At 72.8% G+C, this 17,172-nt stretch carries 16 protein-coding genes; 10 read left to right on the top strand and 6 right to left on the bottom strand.

The window, feature by feature from the left end:
• Positions 1–59: 59 nt before the first annotated feature.
• Together ACZ63E_RS36845 and ACZ63E_RS36850 are read left to right on the top strand one after the other, a co-directional pair.
• Complete coding sequence (locus tag ACZ63E_RS36845) at positions 60–638, top strand: class I SAM-dependent methyltransferase (protein WP_465340888.1); 579 nt, start codon at positions 60–62, stop codon at positions 636–638.
• Positions 635–1,072 carry a DinB family protein gene (locus ACZ63E_RS36850; protein WP_465340889.1) on the top strand — a complete coding sequence of 146 codons (438 nt, stop codon included), beginning with the start codon at positions 635–637 and terminating at the stop codon, positions 1,070–1,072. Before ACZ63E_RS36845 ends, ACZ63E_RS36850 begins: the two co-directional genes overlap by 4 nt.
• 50 nt (positions 1,073–1,122) lie before the next feature.
• Here ACZ63E_RS36850 and ACZ63E_RS36855 read toward each other — a convergent pair whose 3' ends face one another.
• Positions 1,123–1,923 (bottom strand): S1 family peptidase, encoded by an 801-nt coding sequence (locus ACZ63E_RS36855; RefSeq protein WP_465303670.1) that lies wholly within the window; start codon positions 1,921–1,923, stop codon positions 1,123–1,125.
• 210 nt (positions 1,924–2,133) lie between these two features.
• Between ACZ63E_RS36855 and ACZ63E_RS36860 the strand changes: the two genes are divergently transcribed.
• Together ACZ63E_RS36860 and ACZ63E_RS36865 are read left to right on the top strand one after the other, a co-directional pair.
• Positions 2,134–4,815: an AfsR/SARP family transcriptional regulator gene (locus ACZ63E_RS36860; RefSeq protein ID WP_465340890.1), complete on the top strand. Its 2,682-nt coding sequence runs from the start codon at positions 2,134–2,136 to the stop codon at positions 4,813–4,815.
• A gap of 291 nt (positions 4,816–5,106) precedes the next feature.
• Positions 5,107–6,468: a beta-1,3-glucanase family protein gene (locus tag ACZ63E_RS36865; protein ID WP_465340891.1), complete on the top strand. Its 1,362-nt coding sequence runs from the start codon at positions 5,107–5,109 to the stop codon at positions 6,466–6,468.
• Positions 6,469–6,480: 12 nt separating this feature from the next.
• On the opposite strand, the gene ACZ63E_RS36870 is transcribed toward ACZ63E_RS36865, so the two are convergent.
• A complete protein-coding gene (locus ACZ63E_RS36870; protein WP_465340892.1) occupies positions 6,481–7,605 on the bottom strand; it encodes an MFS transporter in 1,125 nt (374 codons plus the stop codon).
• A gap of 134 nt (positions 7,606–7,739) precedes the next feature.
• Entirely contained in the window at positions 7,740–8,756 is a 1,017-nt protein-coding gene (locus ACZ63E_RS36875; RefSeq protein WP_465340893.1) for a hypothetical protein, read from the bottom strand.
• A 52-nt stretch (positions 8,757–8,808) separates the two neighbouring features.
• Here ACZ63E_RS36875 and ACZ63E_RS36880 point away from each other — a divergent pair, with 52 nt between their 5' ends.
• The 3 genes from ACZ63E_RS36880 to ACZ63E_RS36890 all read left to right on the top strand — a co-directional run bounded on the left by ACZ63E_RS36880 (position 8,809) and on the right by ACZ63E_RS36890 (position 10,528).
• On the top strand, positions 8,809–9,486 hold the full coding sequence (locus tag ACZ63E_RS36880) for a TetR/AcrR family transcriptional regulator (protein WP_465340894.1): 678 nt from the start codon (positions 8,809–8,811) through the stop codon (positions 9,484–9,486).
• Positions 9,487–9,558: 72 nt separating this feature from the next.
• The gene (locus tag ACZ63E_RS36885; RefSeq protein WP_465340895.1) at positions 9,559–9,900 is read left to right on the top strand and encodes an STAS domain-containing protein; all 342 of its coding nucleotides are present in this window, start codon (positions 9,559–9,561) and stop codon (positions 9,898–9,900) included.
• Positions 9,901–9,922: 22 nt separating this feature from the next.
• A complete protein-coding gene (locus ACZ63E_RS36890) occupies positions 9,923–10,528 on the top strand; it encodes a TMEM175 family protein (RefSeq protein WP_465340896.1) in 606 nt (201 codons plus the stop codon).
• A 37-nt stretch (positions 10,529–10,565) separates the two neighbouring features.
• Here ACZ63E_RS36890 and ACZ63E_RS36895 read toward each other — a convergent pair whose 3' ends face one another.
• Positions 10,566–11,690 (bottom strand): S8 family peptidase, encoded by a 1,125-nt coding sequence (locus tag ACZ63E_RS36895; protein WP_465340897.1) that lies wholly within the window; start codon positions 11,688–11,690, stop codon positions 10,566–10,568.
• 45 nt (positions 11,691–11,735) lie between these two features.
• On the opposite strand from ACZ63E_RS36895, the gene ACZ63E_RS36900 reads away from it, so the two are divergent.
• On the top strand, positions 11,736–14,342 hold the full coding sequence (locus tag ACZ63E_RS36900) for a CHAT domain-containing protein (RefSeq protein ID WP_465340898.1): 2,607 nt from the start codon (positions 11,736–11,738) through the stop codon (positions 14,340–14,342).
• A gap of 54 nt (positions 14,343–14,396) precedes the next feature.
• A complete protein-coding gene (locus ACZ63E_RS36905) occupies positions 14,397–15,626 on the top strand; it encodes an HNH endonuclease signature motif containing protein (protein WP_465340899.1) in 1,230 nt (409 codons plus the stop codon).
• A gap of 278 nt (positions 15,627–15,904) precedes the next feature.
• Here the strand turns inward: ACZ63E_RS36905 and ACZ63E_RS36910 are convergent, their stop codons facing one another.
• Together ACZ63E_RS36910 and ACZ63E_RS36915 are read right to left on the bottom strand one after the other, a co-directional pair.
• Complete coding sequence (locus tag ACZ63E_RS36910; protein ID WP_465340900.1) at positions 15,905–16,582, bottom strand: hypothetical protein; 678 nt, start codon at positions 16,580–16,582, stop codon at positions 15,905–15,907.
• Positions 16,579–16,713: a hypothetical protein gene (locus tag ACZ63E_RS36915; RefSeq protein ID WP_465340902.1), complete on the bottom strand. Its 135-nt coding sequence runs from the start codon at positions 16,711–16,713 to the stop codon at positions 16,579–16,581. The genes ACZ63E_RS36910 and ACZ63E_RS36915 overlap by 4 nt, the downstream gene beginning before the upstream one ends.
• A 178-nt stretch (positions 16,714–16,891) precedes the next feature.
• Here ACZ63E_RS36915 and ACZ63E_RS36920 point away from each other — a divergent pair, with 178 nt between their 5' ends.
• Entirely contained in the window at positions 16,892–17,152 is a 261-nt protein-coding gene (locus tag ACZ63E_RS36920) for a hypothetical protein (protein WP_465340903.1), read from the top strand.
• Positions 17,153–17,172 lie beyond the last annotated feature (20 nt).

Here is a 17,172-nt window from a genome sequence, read left to right on the forward strand (position 1 = left end):
TCTTGCCAGGCCGGCAAGTTTTCGTGCGTTCCCCGGCGGCCCGGCGCAAGGGTGGGGGCATGAGCGTTGAAGCCCGCTTCTGGGACGACCACTACACCCGGATCACCACGTCGAAGGTGAACCCGAGACTGGCCGAGATCGCCGGGCCGCTGCCGCCGGGCACCGCACTCGACCTCGGCTGCGGCGCCGGCGGTGACGCGCGGTGGCTGGCCGGCCGCGGCTGGGCGGTGACCGCCGTCGACATCTCCGCCACCGCCGTGCGCGCGCTGGCCGGGCAGGTCACGGCGCTGCGCGTCGACCTCGCCGAGGAGTTCCCCGCCGGCACCTTCGACCTGGTTTCGGCGCAGTACTTCCACACGCCGTTCGCCCTGGACCGCGCCGCGGTGCTGCGGACCGCGGCGAAGGCGCTGAATCCGGACGGCCGGCTGATCGTCGTCGACCACGGCTCCACCGCGCCGTGGTCGTGGAACCAGGACCCCGATCTCCGGTACCCCACACCCGAGGAGGTGGCCGCCGAGCTGGACCTCGACCCCGCGGAATGGACGGTCGAACGCGCAGAGCGGCTGCCGCGGCAGGCCGCCGGACCCGGGGGCCGCACCGCGACGGTCGTCGACCACGTCCTGGTGGTGCGGCGATGAGCGACAAGCGGCCGCCGTCGACGGGTCCCGGCGAGAAGGACGTGCTCACCGGCTTCCTCGACTACCTGCGCACCTCCGTCGCCGCCAAGGCCGAAGGGGTGCCGGAAGAACAGGCCCGCGCCGCCGGGGTCCCCTCGGGGACCAACCTGCTCGGCCTGGTCAAGCACCTCACCCACGTCGAGCGGCACTGGCTGCTCGGCGAGAAGGTCACCCGCTGGAAGGCGACGTTCCACGCGGGCCCGCGGGAGACGGCCGAGACGATCCTCGCCGGCTACCGGAAGACCACCGCCGAAACGAACGAGGAGATCGCGTCCTGGCCCGGCCTGACGCCGTCCCAGCGCTGGACGCTGACCCACCTGATCGAGGAGACCGCCCGGCACGCGGGCCACGCCGACATCCTGCGGGAGCTCATCGACGGCGCCACCGGACGCTGAGCACGCAAAAGCCCCGCACCGCTTCCGGTGCGGGGCTTTTGCGGGCCTGGTCAGCCGATGTGCGAGCTGAGCACCGAATAGTCGTTGCCCACGTTGGTGTACACGCCCGGGAAGTCCTTGCGCGCGCACCCCTGGCCCCACGAGACGATGCCGGCGAGCTTGCCGTCGACGTAGGCGGGCCCGCCCGAGTCGCCCTGGCAGGAGTCCTTGCCGCCTTCGGGCACCCCGGCGCAGAACATCGACGCCTTGTCGTAGTTCGAGCCGCTCGCGCTGTACTTCTCCGCGCAGGTGGCGTTGTCCACGACCGGCACCGAGACCTTCAGCAGCGTGTCGGAGACGTCGCCGCCTTCGGACGTCGCGCCCCAGCCGACCACCGTCACGTCGGCGCCCGCCTGGTACGCGGCGTCGTCCGCCGACTGCACCAGCGTGGCCGGCTCGTACGGCAGGTCCTTGTCCAGCGTCAGCACGGAGTTGTCGTGCTGCATGCCGTTCATGTCGAAGTCCGGGTTCTGCCAGACGTCGCTGACGCCCGCCTTCTCGCCGGAGGTGTCGCTGAACTTGGTCTGGCCCCCGATGATCTCCATCTGCGAGGCCTGGACGCCGTCCGTGCAGTGCGCAGCGGTCAGCACCTTGTTCTTCGCGACCAGTGTGCCCGCGCAGTGCTGCGCGCCGTTGACGTTGAAGATGACGGTGGCCGGGAACTCGTCGATGGTGGTCGGCGAGCCGCCCACGATCCGCGGGTCACCGGCCGACGCGCCCGGCGCGGCGACCAGCGCGAGGGCTCCGGCGGTGGCGGCCGCGGCGAGGACCACGGCGGCCTTGCGCACCACGGAACGTCCGTCTACCTGCATGAACATCTCCCTTCGGGGACCTGGAAGGTGGTTGTCACGAGCAGACCAGACGGCCTCGGGTGCCGGTTAGCTACGAAAGTAGTTATCTGAAAACAATGCAACGATGGTTCGTTTTTGTCCGACTTGAGTGGCGGAACGCCCGCCCGGGCGGTAACCGGGCACGCGCTACGGTCTCCCGGGGATCGGTGTCGGCCGGAGGAGGGGACAGCCGTGGTGCGCCTGCTCGGCGAGGTGGCCGTGGACGCCGTGGACCTGGGCCACGCCAAGCAGCGGTGCCTCCTGGCCGCGCTGGCGGTCGACGCCGGCCGGGTGGTCCCGGCGGACCGGCTGCTCGAACGCGTCTGGGGCGCCGACCTCCCGCGCCGCGGACGGGCGACGCTGCACAGTTATGTGTCCCGCTTACGGCAAGCGCTTTCCGGCCGCACTGACGTCGAGATCGTGCGAAGGTCCGGCGGGTACGTCCTGGAGGCGGCCGAGGTGGACCTGCACCGGTTCCGGGAGCTGTGTGCCCGGGCGCGCGCCGAAGATCCTTCGGGAGCCGCGCGGCTGCTGACCGAGGCGCTCGAGCTGTGGCGCGGGGAACCGCTGGCCGGCCTGCCCGGCGAGTGGGCCGCGGCCGAGCGCGACCGGCTCGAGAGCGAACGACTGGCCGCCCGGCACGACCTGGTCGACGCGCGGCTCGGCGCCGGCGAGGGTGAGCGGGTGACCGCCGAACTGGCCACGCGCAGCACCGAGCGTCCCTTGGACGAACGTGTTGCGGCGCAGTACATGCTGGCCCTGCACCAGGCCGGGCGCACGGCCGACGCGCTCGCGCACTACCGGCGGATCCGGACCCGGCTGGTGGAAGCGCTGGGCGCGGACCCCGGCGCGCCGCTGCGGGACCTGCATCAGCGGCTCCTCGGCGAAGACACCGGCGCGGGGCTCGTCCCGCGCCAGCTGCCGGCCGCGCCGGCGCCGTTCGTCGGACGCCGTGCAGAGCTGAGCCGGCTCGACGCCGCGATGACCGACGGCGACACCGGCGTCGTCACCGGCGCCGGCGGCATCGGCAAGACGTGGCTGGTGCTGCACTGGGCCCACCGGCACGCCGGCCGTTTTCCGGGCGGGCAGCTGTTCGTCGACCTGCGCGGGTTCAGCGTCGACAGCACACCGCTCGACCCGGCCGCGGCGCTGCGGGGGTTCATCGAGGCGCTGGGGGTCGACGCCGGCCGGGTCCCGGCGGGCCTGCCCGCGATGTCGGCGCTCTTCCGCACCCTCGTCGCGGACCGGCGGATGCTGGTCGTGCTGGACAACGCGGCCACCGCCGAGCAGGTCGCCCCGCTGCTGCCCGGCGGCCGGGCGTGCACCGTGCTGGTCACCAGCCGCCGCCTGCTCACCGGTCTGACCGCCCGGCACGTGCGCCTCGACGTGCTCGACACCACCGACGGCCGCTCGCTGCTGGAGCACCGGCTCGGCGCGGCGCGCCCGGCCGCCGACCCGGGCGCCGTGACCGCGCTGCTGGACTGGTGCCGCGGGTTCCCGCTGGCGCTGGGCATCCTCGCCGGCCGCGCCCAGACGCACCCCCACCTCCCCCTCGCCGAGCTGGCCGCGGAGGTGCGCGAGTCCGGTGTCGACGCTTTGGACGACGACGACCCGACCGCGAGCCTGCCCGCCGTGCTCGCGACGTCGCGCCGGGCGCTGACCGACGAGCAGCGGACGGTGTTCGGCCTGCTCGGCATCGCGCCGGGCCCCGACATCGGGCTGTCCGCGGCGGCGAGCCTCGCCGGCCGGTCCCCCGCCCACACCGAACAGGTGCTGCAGGCGTTGCAGGAGGCGTCCCTGCTGCAGCGCGACAGCCAGGGCCGGTACGGGATGCACGACCTGATCCGCGGGTACGCGGCCACGACCGCCGCAGACCTGCCGGCCGGCGTCCGCGGCGAGGCCCTGCGCCGGGTGGTCGACTTCTTCCTGCACACCACCCACACCGCGCAGCACCTCCTGCTCCCCCGCATCATCCCGCCGCTCGACCTCCCGGTGGCCGCGCCCGGCGTGGCGACCGAGCCGCTGACCGGCGCCGCGGACGCGCTGGCGTGGCTGGACATCGAGCACCCGAGCGTGCTGGCCGCCCAGCTCACCGCCGCCGAGCAGGACCGGCACGACGTCGTGTGCCAGCTGGCGTCCGGCCTTGTCGTCTTCAACGACCGGCGCGGCCTGCGCGAAGCCGATCTGGAAGTGTGCCGGCGGGCGCTGGCCTCGGCGCGCCGGCTCGACGATCCCGGGTTCCGCATCCGCGCGCACCGCAACCTCGGCTATTCCCACGGCCGGCTGGACCGGCGGGAAGAGGCGATCAGCCAGTTCCGGCAGGGGCTGGCGCTCGCCGAACAGCACGATCCCTCGCAGGCGGCGCACCTCCACCGCGCCCTCGCCTGGGCCTGGGAGGAGTCGGGGGACGGCCAGCGAGCGCTGGAACACGCGCGTCAGGCCTTGAGCCGCTTCCGCGAGCTCGGCGACTCACTGGGTGAAGGGCGGGCGCTCAACCTGATGGGCTGGTGCCTGGCACGGGTCGGCGAGTACGAGACGGCGTTCGAATACAGCCGGGCCGCGCTCGTCCGGAACCGGGAGCACCACAACCCCGACGGCGAGGCGTACGCGCTGGCCAACCTCGGTTTCCTCGGGTTCCACACCGGCCGTCACGACGAGGCCGTCCGCGACTACGAACAGGCCCTCGACCTGTACCGGTCGCTCGAGTTCACGATCGAGGTCGCCCTGGCGCTCGAGGGGGTCGGACATCCCCACGCCGCGCTCGGCCGGGACGCGGAGGCCCGGAAAGCCTGGCAGGAGGCGATGGAGCTGTACATCCGACTCGGCCGTGACGCCGACGTCGACCGGCTGCGCACGCACCTCGACTCGTTTTGATGTCCACTGTGGACGATCGAACCGCGCTGCAGGACATGGCGGACTCCTGGTGAAGTCGGCCCCTGAGCGGGTGGCGGCGCCACGCAGAGGGTGAGCTGGAACCGGTTCCGAATATCGCCCTCCGGGCCGGGGTTGTCAACCCTTGACAGGCCGGGCCCGGTGGTATGAACCTTTCACCGAGTCCTCGGCCGGTCTCGGATGCTCCTGCCCGGCGGCCGCGGGACGCACCGGACGACGCCGTCCCCTGACCGGCGGCGGGGTCCGCCCCACTTTCCCGGCCAGGGAGGAACCATGCCCACGAACGCTCTGCCGCGGCGACGGCGCCGCGGCCCCGGTACCCGCCTGGCGACGCTGGCGGTGGCCCTCGTGGCCGCCACGCTCGGCTTCGCCGCCCCGTCCGCCCAAGCGGCCGATTCCCTGATCTCCCAAGGGAAATCCGTCACAGCGTCCTCAGTGGAGAACGCCGGCACCCCGGCGAACGCCGCCGTGGACGGCAACACCGGCACCCGCTGGTCGTCGCAGTTCAGCGATCCACAGTGGATCCAGGTCGACCTCGGCGGCGCGGCGACGGTCAGCCGGGTCGTGCTCAACTGGGAGGCCGCCTACGCCACGGCGTACCAGATCCAGCTGTCCGACAACGGATCCAGCTGGTCCACTGTGTACCAGACCACCACCGGAACCGGCGGCACGCAGACGCTGAACGTGTCGGGTGCCGGCCGGTACGTGCGGGTGTACACCACCGCCCGCGGCACGCCCTACGGCGTCTCGCTGTGGGAGTTCCAGGTCTACGGCACCGGCGGCGGCACCACCCAGCCCGGCGCGGGCACCCCGCCCGACTCGTTCTGGGGTGACACCGGCAGCATCCCGGCGGCGCGGAACGTGCTCATGGTGAAGGTGCTCAACCGGACCAACGGCAAGTACCCGGACAGCCAGGTGTTCTGGAACTTCGGCGGGCAGACGCACTCGATCGCCGAACAGCCCTACATCGACATGCCGGCCAACTCGGCCGGGCGGATGTACTTCTACCTCGGCACCCCGAACGGCCAGTACGCCGACTTCATCGAGTTCACCGTCGGCCCGGACGTGTTCAACGGCAACACCACGCGGGTGGACGCGTTCGCGCTGAAGCTGGCCATGCGGCTGCACGCCCACGACGGGTACGACGTGCAGGTCGGCGACGACTACGGGACCTTCCAGGAGGACCGCGCGGCCACGTTCGCGAAGTTCCAGGCCGAGGTGCCGACCGAGTTCAAGGGCCTGGCGACGGTGAACGCGCCCTACCGGATCCCCGCGCCGGGCAGCGCGCCGGACTTCCGCGCCGGCGGCCGGTACGCGAACTACTTCACCGCCTACGCGCAGTCCGTGGGTGTCAACGAGCCGACGTCGAACATCACCGGCTGCGCCGGTTCGCTGGCCGGCAACCCGAACATGTGCGCGGCGCTGAACCGGCACACCGCGCAGCTGCCGGCGTCGCAGCAGCAGGACCCGGCGAACTACTACAAGGCCGCCCCGGCGAACTACTACGCGAAGTACTGGCACGACCACGGCATCAACCGCCTGGCGTACGGCTTCCCGTACGACGACGTGGCCGGCCAGTCGTCGTTCGTCTCCCACGGCGACCCGCAGTGGCTGGCGGTCGCCGTCGGCTGGTGACCGGCGCCCCCGTCACGCGCTCGGTTCGGGCGCGTGACGGGGCAGCCACCGGATCGGCGTCCGGTGGTCCGAAACCGTGCTGTGCCCGCTGACCACCTGGCCGAGCAGGATCAGCAGGACCAGCAGCAGCGGTGTCCGCCAGCCCCCGGTGTAGGCGTGCAGCCAGCCGCACGCCAGCACGCCGAAACCGGCGATCAGATACCCCGCGCCCTGGACGGCGGCCGACAGCGCGGGCGAGTTGTCCGTGCTGCGCAACGAGATGGTCGTCAGGGCGAACGCGAGTGACCCCATGCCCGTCCCGGTGGCCGCCGCCCACAGCCAGGGCGCGGCCGCCGGGGCGAGGAGGAGCCCGCCCACGCCGATGACGTTGGGCACGGCCAGGGCGACCACGAGCAGCGTCTGGTTCTCCCAGCGGCGCGTCCAGCCGGGGACCAGCCACATCATCGGCAGCCCCATGGCCATCGACAGCGCCAGGCACGCCCCCGCGGTCGCCGGCGGCACGCCCGCGTCACGCAGGATGCCGGGGAGCCAGCCCATGACCAGGAACGTCACCGTCGAGATCAGTCCGAAGTGGACGATCAGGGTGCCGGTGCGCACCGACCGGGCGGACGCGTGCGGCACGAGGAACTCGGCGGGCGTGCGCCGCCACACCCGCTGGGCCAGGACCGCGCCGAGCGCCCACAGCCCCAGCCCGATCCGCCACGACGACGACGTCACCGCGGCCGGGGTCACCAGCGCGCCGGCCGTGCTGCCCAGGCCGAGCCCGAGCGGGAAGGCGGCGGACCCCCTGGCCAGCAGCGGCAGCATGGTTCCCAGCACGGCGATGGACAGGCACGCCAGCGCCGTCCCGACCAGCAGCGGCACCGAGCCGCCGAGCACCCGCCCGACCAGCGACGACGCCAGCCCGAGCAGGGAGACGGTGACCGTCCGGTGCGACCCCACCCGGCCGCACAGCCAGGGGGTGGCCCAGCCGCCGAGGCCGATCGCCCAGAGCGGCAGCGCGACGAGCACGGCGGCGACCAGGCCACCGGCGACCGTGATGTCCGGCAGGGCGGCGCCCAGGCTCGTCACCGCCGGCCGCAGGTTGAGGGCCAGGGCGAACACGACCAGCGTGGAAAGGGCGGCACCGCGGGACATCGCTCCTCCTCGGGTTCGAGGTCCGGAGCGTCACGAGCTCCAGGGAGCGATGCTCCGCGCAATGTGCGCGTCAGACATCCGTCACCTGACGTAGGTGCGAAGTTTTCCTGCTGTTCACCTTGGTTGAGCCGGCGTCAAGATCCTGACTTCTCCCCGAACCGCGCCGCGATCGTGTGGAAGACCTCCTTCGGCTCCCAGCCCAGGTCCGGGTACGCGACCCCGTTCTGTCCTTTGAGGACCTTCACGACACCATAGCTGGCCAGGTCCAGATCGCGCCTCGGATCGGGATCGGTCGCGTACTCGTACCCGGCGAAGGTGAACCAGAACGCCCCGTGCACACCCTCGGCCTCGAAGACGTCCATCAACTCGGTGAAGTACGCCGCCTGGCCGGCTTCGTCGCGGACGTGGTCGCCGCTCAGCACCCGCGGGTCGGACTCGAGGTCGACGATCGTCCAGCCGGTGCCGCCCGCGTCCGCCGCGCCACGGTACGTGCAGCAGCCGAACTCGGTGATCACCAGGGGCTTGCCGTGGCCGCGGTGGTTGCGGACGTGCTGGGCGAAGTCGGCCGCGTTGCCCGCCGAGCGGTACAGGTCGACCGAGGCGAAGTCGAAGCCCGACCAGTCGATGTCCTCCCAGTCCCCGGCGGCGTAGGTGATCTTGCCGCCGAAGTGCTCTCGCGCGGTTTCGACGAGGTCGCGCAGAACCTCGGTGAAGTCCCACTCGGGCTTGAAGTTCGCCCAGGCCGCCGGGTCCATGGCGTTGCGGAGCCGCTCCATCAGGTACGCGCCGGACACGAACCCGGTGCAGAACAACGACATCTCGCAGCCCAGCACGAGCACGGTCTCCGGGTCCCGCGCGCGGATCTCCTCCGCCCGCCGGGCGCAGTCCGCGAAGTACGGCCGCAGCTGCGGCGGCGTCAGGTCCATCGGGAACGGCGCGAACCACACCCGCAGCCCGGCGTCGAGCGCGGCGTGCGCGGCCACGGCGAGCCGCTCCGGGTCGTCGCCGCTGATCCGGACCGCGTCGCAGTGCAGGTCGGCCGCGATGATCACCAGCTCCCGCCGCACCACCGCAGGGTCGAACGCGACCCGCGACCGGTCGCCGACCGCGCCCCCGAAACCCGTGTCGTAGTTGATGCCCCTCAGCTGCATCGCCCCTCCGGAATGTACGTTGTACACGAACTGTACGCTGTACACTCCACGCATGCCAACCGCGGAACGGCTGATCTGGCACCACCCCGAGCCCCCGGGCCGGAAGAACGCGCTCACCCGCGCGGCGATCGTGCGCACGGCCATCGACGTCGCCGACACCGGCGGGGTCACCGCGCTGACGATGCGCGCCGTGGCCGACGCGCTCGGGGTGTCGACGCCGATGTCGCTGTACCGCTACGTGCTCAACAAGGACGGCCTGGTCGACCTGATGCTCGACGCGGTGTCGGCCGAGGTCGAGGTCCCGGCCGAGCCGAGCGGCGACTGGCGGGGAGACCTGCGGGACCTCGCCACCCGGCTCTGGCTGATGATCGGCCGGCACCGCTGGTACGCCGAGCTCGTCGACAGCCGGCCGCCGTTCGGGCCGCACACCCTGCGCCGCGCGGCCTTCCAGCTCACCGTCCTCGACGGCGCGGGACTCGTCCCCGCCGTCGCGTACGCCTCGCTCCTCGACAACTACGTGACGGGCACCGCGATGAGCGTCAGCCGCGAGATCGAGATGCTCGGCCGGTTCGGCATCGGCTCGACCGGCGACCTGCGGTCCTACGCCGGCGAGATGGCCGACGACTCGCTCGGCTCGTGGCTGCGGGACATGCCCGACCTGACCGCGGACTCCCGGTTCGAGCTCGGCCTCGACTGCCTGCTCGACGGTTTTGCCGCCCGGCGGCGCTGAAGCGCCGCGACCGGATGGCAGGATGACGAGGTGAGCGTGCGCAGCGCCGATCCATGCCGGAAATGAGCAGTCGTGACTTTTTCCGTCGCCGCCCGGACCGCCGACCTCGGAACCGTGGTCACGGTCGCCGGTGAGCTCGACGTGGCCACCTCGCCCCGGCTGCGGGCGCAGATCGGCGAGGTCGGCCTGAGCCGCGGCCGGCTGCTGGTGGTCGATCTGGCCGGCGTGACGTTCTGCGACTCCAGCGGCATTTCGGCGCTGATCGCGGCCCGCAACACCGCCGAGGCCGCCGGCGCCGGGGTGGCGCTGGCCGCCGTCCCGCAGCGGATCCTGCGGACGTTCAGCCTGATCGGCCTCGCGGGGTTCTTCCCCAGCTACCCGAGTGCCGAGGACGCCTTCGCCGCGCAGGCCTGACGGGCCCTGGTTGGATGACGGCGTGGAACGGAAGAAGTCACCCGAGCGGCTCGTGTTCTTCACCGACGCCGTGGTCGCCATCGCGCTGACGTTGCTGGTGCTCCCGCTGACGGACCTCGTGCCGGAACTGGTGGCCGAACACGCGCCCGCGTCCGAAGCCGTGACCGGGAACTGGCCGAAGATCTTCAGCTTCCTGCTCAGCTTCGCCGTGATCGGCCGGTTCTGGCTCGTCCACCACCGCGTCTTCGAGCACGTGCGGGCCTACAGCGGGCCGCTGCTGCTGGCCAACTTCGGCTGGCTGCTCACGATCGCGGTCCTGCCGTTCCCGACCGAGCTCATCGGCGCGTACCGGACCGACCGGTTCACCGTCGTGTTCTACCTCGCCACGCTCCTGGCCAGCAGCCTGTGCCACACGGCGCTGGTCCTGATCGTCCGCCGCGACCCGGCCGTTCACGGGGACGCCGAACCCGTGACGGACCAGTGGGTGCGCAGCTTCGTCCTGAACACGGGGGTGTTCGCCCTCGCTGTTGTGGTCGCCTTCATCGAGCCGGGCCTCGCGTACTACGTGCTGCTGTTGCTGGCCCTCCCGTCCAACGTGGCCCGCTGGCTGGAACGGCGCACCACTTAGGCGGCCGGGCCACCCACGGGGTGGTCCGGCCACCTGCTCAGCAGGCGCTGTCCGGCAGTTCGAACTTCTGCACGAGCTTGGCGTCCACCAGCCGGTCGAAGGCCTCCGACGCGGTCACGCCTGCCGTTCCCATCTCCTTCGCGAGCAGGCCGGTGACCGAGGCCGCGGCGAACGACGTCCCGCTCCACGTGACCCAGCCCGTGAAGACGCCGTCGTCGTCGCGCGGGGCGGCCGGGAACGCGCCCTTGATGTCGATGCCGCGGACCGCGTAGTCGACCCAGGGCGCCTTCGGGGTGAACGCCGAGATCGCCGGGTCGTCGGGAGCGTCCGGCAGCCCGGACGACCCGATCGCGCGCACCCACGGCTGCGCCGCCGGGAAGCTCGGTGACTGCGAAGTCCGCCCGCGGACCATGCCGATCACGTCACCCTGGTTGCCCGCCGCCGCGACGACGGTGACCCCGGCGGGCACCCGCTCGATCGCGCGGCGGATCACCAGCGGCGGCTCGCCGTCCTCGGTGAAGCAGGCGAACGACAGGTTGAGCACGTCGACCCGCTGGGCCAGCTCGGCGATCGCGACCGCGACGGCCCAGCCGGTCGCGGTGTACCCGGGCCCGTTCAGCACCCCCTTCACCTCGATGTGCGCGGCCGGCGCGGCCGCCCGGACCACGCTCGTCACGAACGTGCCGTGACCGCCTCGGAGGACGTCCGGGGCCTCGGTGCGCCAGTCGTCGGTCTCCACCCACTGCTCGGGCAGGGCGACGTGCCGGTGGATCGGGGTGTCGACGACCCCGACCCGGATCGGGGCGCTCGTCGTCAGGCCGGTGATGGGTTTCGCTTCTGTCGGTACGGGCAGACTTTCGGACATCGGTTTCGGCCCCGCCGGCCGGATCAGGTCGGCGACCCGGTGTTTGCCCATCGGCGGGAACCAGCCGCCGTACCGGCCGCTGAACCGGCGCCGCAGCTCGTACAGGACGTCGTCCACGGCTCCCACGGCCGGGCTGAAACCCGAGAGCAGCACCAGTCCGAGCCGCTCGTCGCGCGCGGCCTCCTCGTGGCCGGCGCCGAGCCGGGCCAGCTCCGCTTCGACCACCTCGAGGTGTTCGGAATCAACGACGATCTCACCCGGTACGACAGCGGGAAACGGTTCGTCCGGAGTAGCCATGGTGGGTACCTTTCGTTTGATGGCGTCTACCTTTCGGAGTCGCTGATGGCCGTCCTGATGCATCAAACGGCGCGAGACGCCGCCGACGAGGCGATGCGGATGGCCGACCTCGACCCGCGCCGGGCCCTCCCGCTCACCGGGCCGGCCGTCGTCCGGGCCCGGCGGGACCGGGACCCGGCCGCGCTGGCCGTCGCCGAGCGGGCCTGGGGTCACGCACTCCTGCACTGCGGTGAGATGGGCGACGCGGTCCACCACTTCCGCCGCTCGATGGCGGCCGGGCGCGCGGCCGAGTCGGCGGCGCTGGTGGCGGAGGCCCGGATGAAGCTGGCCTACGCGCTCGCGCAGCAGGGACGGCCGGCGGCGGCGCTGCGCGAGGTCGACCTGGCGCTGCCCGACCTCACCGGCTCGTCCGGGGCCCGCGCGCTCGCCCAGCGGGCCATCGTCCTGAACCAGGCCGGCCGGCTCGACGAGGCACTGGCGGACTTCCGGACGGCGCTGGCGGCGCTGCGGCGCTCCGGCGACCTGCTCGGGGTGCAGCGCATGCTGATCAACCGGGCGTTCCTGCAGTCCGACCGGTACGCCTTCAGCGCCGCGAAGGCCGATCTCCTGGAGGCCGAGCAGCTCGCGCGCGAGCTGGGCCGCGAGCTGACCGTCGGGATCATCGCCGAGAACCTGGGCCGCGTCGAGACCTACCGCGGTGACGTCCCCGCCGCGCTCGGCCACCTAGACCGGGCCGAGCGGATCATCTCCGAGCACGGCGCCCAGCTCGGCTGGATGCACCGGCACCGGGCCGAGCTGCTGCTGTCGGCGGGCGTCGCCGCGGAGGCGCGGGAGTCGGCCGAACGCGCCGTCGCGACCTACCGCCGTGAACGCCGGCTGCTCAACGTCCCCGAGGCCCGGCTGCTGCTCGCCCAGGCGGCTTTTCTGGGCGGGGACTGGGAAACCGCCGTCACGCACGCCCGGCGGGCGAGCCGCGAGTTCGCCCACCAGGGCCGGGACGAGTGGGCCGCGCTGGCCCGGCTGGCCGTGCTGCGGGCCGGATCGGCGGCCGGGCGGGCGCCGCGGGTCCCGCTCGACGCCGTGGAGCGGATGGCCGGCACCCTCGCCGAGGCGGGCTGGCCCGCGGCCGCCGTCGAAGCGCGGTTGATCGCCGCGCAGGTGTTGCTGCGCCGCCGGAAGGACACGGACGCGCGCGAGCACCTGCGGCGGGCGAGCGACGTCCGCAAGCACGGCCCGGCGACGCTGCGGGCCCGCGGGTGGTACGCCGAAGCCGTGCTGCGACAGTCCGAAAAGGACGTTCCCGGGGCCCGGCGGGCGGCCCGCAACGGGCTGCGGATCCTCGACGAGCACGCGGCGGCGCTGGGCGCGACCGACCTCTGGGTGCACTCGGCGGCCCACCGCCGGGAGCTGATCGAGCTGGGACTGCGGTCGGCCCTGCGCGAAGGGCGGCCGGCGGCGGTGCTGGAGTGGGCCGAACGCGGCCGGGCCAGCCGGCTGCTGCACCGGCCGGTCCGGCCGGCCGACGACCCGGTGCTGGCGGACCTGCTGGGCCGGCTGCGGTCGGTCGTCGCGGACATCGACCGCGGCACGGCGGTGCCCGCGCACCGCCGGATCACGCTGGAGCGGCGGATCCGCGACCACAGCCGCCGCCACCCGGGCGCAGCCGCGGGCCCGCCCCCTGCCCCGGCGTCGGCCGGAGCTCTCGGAGCCGCGCTGGGCGACCGCGCGCTCGTGGAGTTCCTCCAGCTGGACGGCGAGCTCCACGCGCTGACCCTGGCCGGCGGCCGGTTGCGCCGCCACGAGCTGGGTCCGGCGGCCCCGGTCGCGGACCTCGTCGACCGGCTGCGCTTCGCCCTCCACCGCCTGGCCCGCCTGGACCGCCGCGGGCCGGCACTGGCGCAGCTGCTGACCGCGAGCGCACACCGGCTGGACGCGGCGCTGCTCGAGCCGTTGCGCGAAACCGGTGGCAGGCCACTGGTGATCGCGCCGACCGGGGCTCTGCACGGCGTCCCGTGGTCGGTCCTGCCCTCGTGCGCGGGCCGCGCGGTGAGCGTGACCCCGTCGGCGGCGCTCTGGTTGTCGGCCGTGCGGACCCCACCCCGGCCGGGCCCGGTGGCGGTGGCGGTGGCCGCGGGGCCGGGCCTGGCCGGCGCGACGGAGGAAGCCCGTGCGGTGGCGGAGATCCACGGGTGCGCACCGCTGCCGGGAACGGTCGAGGCGGTGCTCGCGGCGCTGGGCACAGCGGGCACGGCGCACCTGGCGGCGCACGGGAAGCTGTCGACGGACAACCCGCTGTTTTCCCGGCTGCGCCTGCACGACGGTCCCCTGATGGTCCACGACCTCGACCGTCTGCCGCGGGTGCCGCACACGGTGGTGCTGGCATCGTGCGACAGCGGCCGCTCGGTCGTCCACACGGGAGACGAGCTGCTCGGCCTCAGCGCGACGTTCATCGCGCACGGAACGGCCCAGCTGGTGGCGTCGGTGATCCCGATCCCGGACGCCGAGACGGTGCCGCTGATGGTGTCCCTGCACCGCCGCTTGGCGGCGGGAGAAGCGGCGGCCCCGGCACTGGCGGCGGCTCAGCTGGAATTGCGGGAAGGTGATCCGGGGTCGCTGGCCGCCGCGGCCGGGTTCACGTGCCTGGGCAGCTGACGTTCATCCCATTGAGTGATGACCACATGTTCGAACCGCCGGTAATCTTGGTGCGTGGACAGCGAAACGGTATGGCAAGCAGACGCGACGGCCCTGGCCGACCGTGTCAGCACGCTGCTTGCCGTGGTGCGGTCCGCCGAAGCCGAAATCGGTTCGCTGCTCATGGAAATCGAGTCACGGGGTGTTCTCGAGCTCTTCGGATACCGCTCGGTCACGCGGTTGTTCGAACACCTCGCCGACATTCCCCGGGCTGCCGCCGACCGTGCCGTGAAACGCGCCCGCGCCCTCAATCCCACCCGCGCCCTGGACGGCACCGCACTCCCCGCGCTCGCCCCCGCCACGGGTGTGGCCGCCGCCGACGGGTCGTTGAGCGCGCCGATGATCGACACCATCGTCGAAGTCCTCACCCACATCCCCGTCGAGCATCGCGACGAGGCCGAACAGAGCCTGCTGTCCTACACCGCCGAAGCCGGCCACCGACAGGTCGCCGCGCTCGGCACCCGGATCCTGGCCCACCTCAACCCTGACGGCACCCCACCCGACACCACCGAACCCGCCATCCCCCACCGCGAACTGTCGCTGCGGCGGAAAAGAACCGGGATGTGGGAGCTGACGGGGCGTCTCGACGACGAAACCGGCACCCGCGCCAGCGCCCTGCTCGACTCGTTGGCCCAGCGCTACACGACCGAGGAGGGCCCGGACATCCGGTCCCCGCAGCAACGCCACGGCGACGCGTTCTCCGACGCGCTCGACCTCGCGTTGAACTCCCCTGACCTGCCGCTGCAGGCGGGGGAACGTGCCCACGTCCTGGTCGCTGTCCACCTCGACGCGCTCAGATCGGGTGTCGGTGCGGCCACTCTCGGCGACACCGCCACGATGACCGCGGCCGAGGCCCGGGTGCATGCCTGCGACAGCATGGTGATCCCCGCGGTGCTCGGGGAGAAGAACGAACCGTTGAACCTGGGCCGGCTACGCCGGTTGATCTCGGCGGGGCTGCGGCGGGCGTTGTTCTTACGGGACCGGGGGTGCGCGTGCCCGGGCTGTCCTCGTCCGCCGCGGCATTGTCAGGGTCATCACATCCGTCATTGGGCTGAGGGCGGCCCGACGGATCTGGGCAATCTGGTGTTGTTGTGCGCGCATCATCACCGGTTGCTGCATCGTTCCGGCTGGGAGGTCCGCATCGCCGCCGATGGTCTCCCGGAGTTCTTGCCGCCGGTGTTTTTGGACAGGCGCCGAAAACCCAGGCGCAACAACCTGCATCAACCCTTGCCGTTCGCGGCGTGAGGAATCGAATACGGGGACAGGCCCGCAGCCACCGGCTACGGGCCTACACCCACGCCCGGGATCCGCCCGCGATCAACGGACGACACTCCCCCGGCGCCAAGACTCCAATGCAAACCCGGCCAGCCGCAGCACCCGGCAGACGGAAACGTGGGACCGCGACTCAGTCCCGGCGCCAAGATTCGACGACAGACTTATCCAGCCACGAGCCTGATGCAGCACCGCCCGGCCCTGAACTCACTGTCGATTATTCGGCACCGGGCTCCCAGACAGCCGCCTCATCAAGCCCAGCTCTCGTCGGCCATATAGAGCGCCGCGGACCAACCGCAACCCGCGCGTTCGGGTAACCAAGCGAGATCGCCTTTCGCGCGGCCAGTCGAGCACCAACCGGCACGGCACGGCACGACGGGACGGAAACGGAACACTCCGCGACCAAGCCCGCCCCGCCGCCTGCGGCGGCGATAGCGGCAGCGCCAGCGGCGGCGGCGACAGCGCAGTCGCAGCGGTCGCGGCAGCGGCAGCAGCAGCAGCGATCGCGGCTGCGGCAGCAGCAGCAGCGATCGCGGCTGCGGCAGCAGCAGCAGCGATCGCGGCTGCGGCAGCAGCAGCGGCGGGCGCGGTCGCAGCGGCGACACCAGCAGCAATGCCAGCCCCACCAGCCGTAGCGGCAGCAGCGGTCGCGGCGCCAGCAGCAGCGGTCGCGGCGATGGCGGCGGCAGCAGCCGGGGTGCCAGCAGCGGCGGGCGGCGGCCGCCGTCGCAGCGGCGGCGGCGGCGATCGTAGTCGCGGCGATCGCGCCAGCGGCCGCGGTGGCAGCGGCTCCAGCAGGAGCGTCGGTCGCAGTCGCGGGAGGTCGCGGGCGGAGCGGCGACGGTCGCAGCGGCGGCCACAGTCGCGGCGGTCATGGTTGCGGCGGCCGCGCGAGCCGCACCACCGGCGGCCACAGTCGCGGCGGTCATGGTTGCGGCGGCCGCGCGAGCCGCACCACCGGCGGCACCAGCAGCGGCAGCAGCGGTGGCGGCGGCAGCGCCAGCAGCAACGGCGCCGGTGCAGCGGCGGTCGCGGCGGCGGCGCACCCAAACACCGTCACCCTCAGCCACCTCAGCGAGGCAATCCACGGCCGCCCCCAGCCGCGGGCGCCAATCTGCCGCACCCCGCAGGCCCACCTGCACCGCCGCAGCCCACCCCACGGCACCCCAGACCATCGAACTTGCCCGATTTCGGGCAAGTTTTTGCCTCCAGCCACCCCCACAGTGCATGATGGCCGCGTGGAGGACACAGACATCGTCGACCGAGTAGCCGCGTCCACCGGTCTGGCGCCGGGGGTTGCTGCCCGGGTTGTCGATGATGTCCTGGCCTTCTACCGGACCCCCGCCGAGCAGTACGTGCGGCGGCGGCATGCCGAACTGCAGGCCGAAGGCCGGAAAAACCCCGAGATCTTCCCCCTGATCGCCACCGAGCTTCGCGGCCGGCTCGTGGCCGCGCCGGTGCTGTCCGAACGGCAGCTTCGCCGCATCGTCTACGGCTGAGCAAGCTGATCAAGCCGAGC

Source organism: Amycolatopsis sp. NPDC104819 (genome assembly GCF_055583145.1).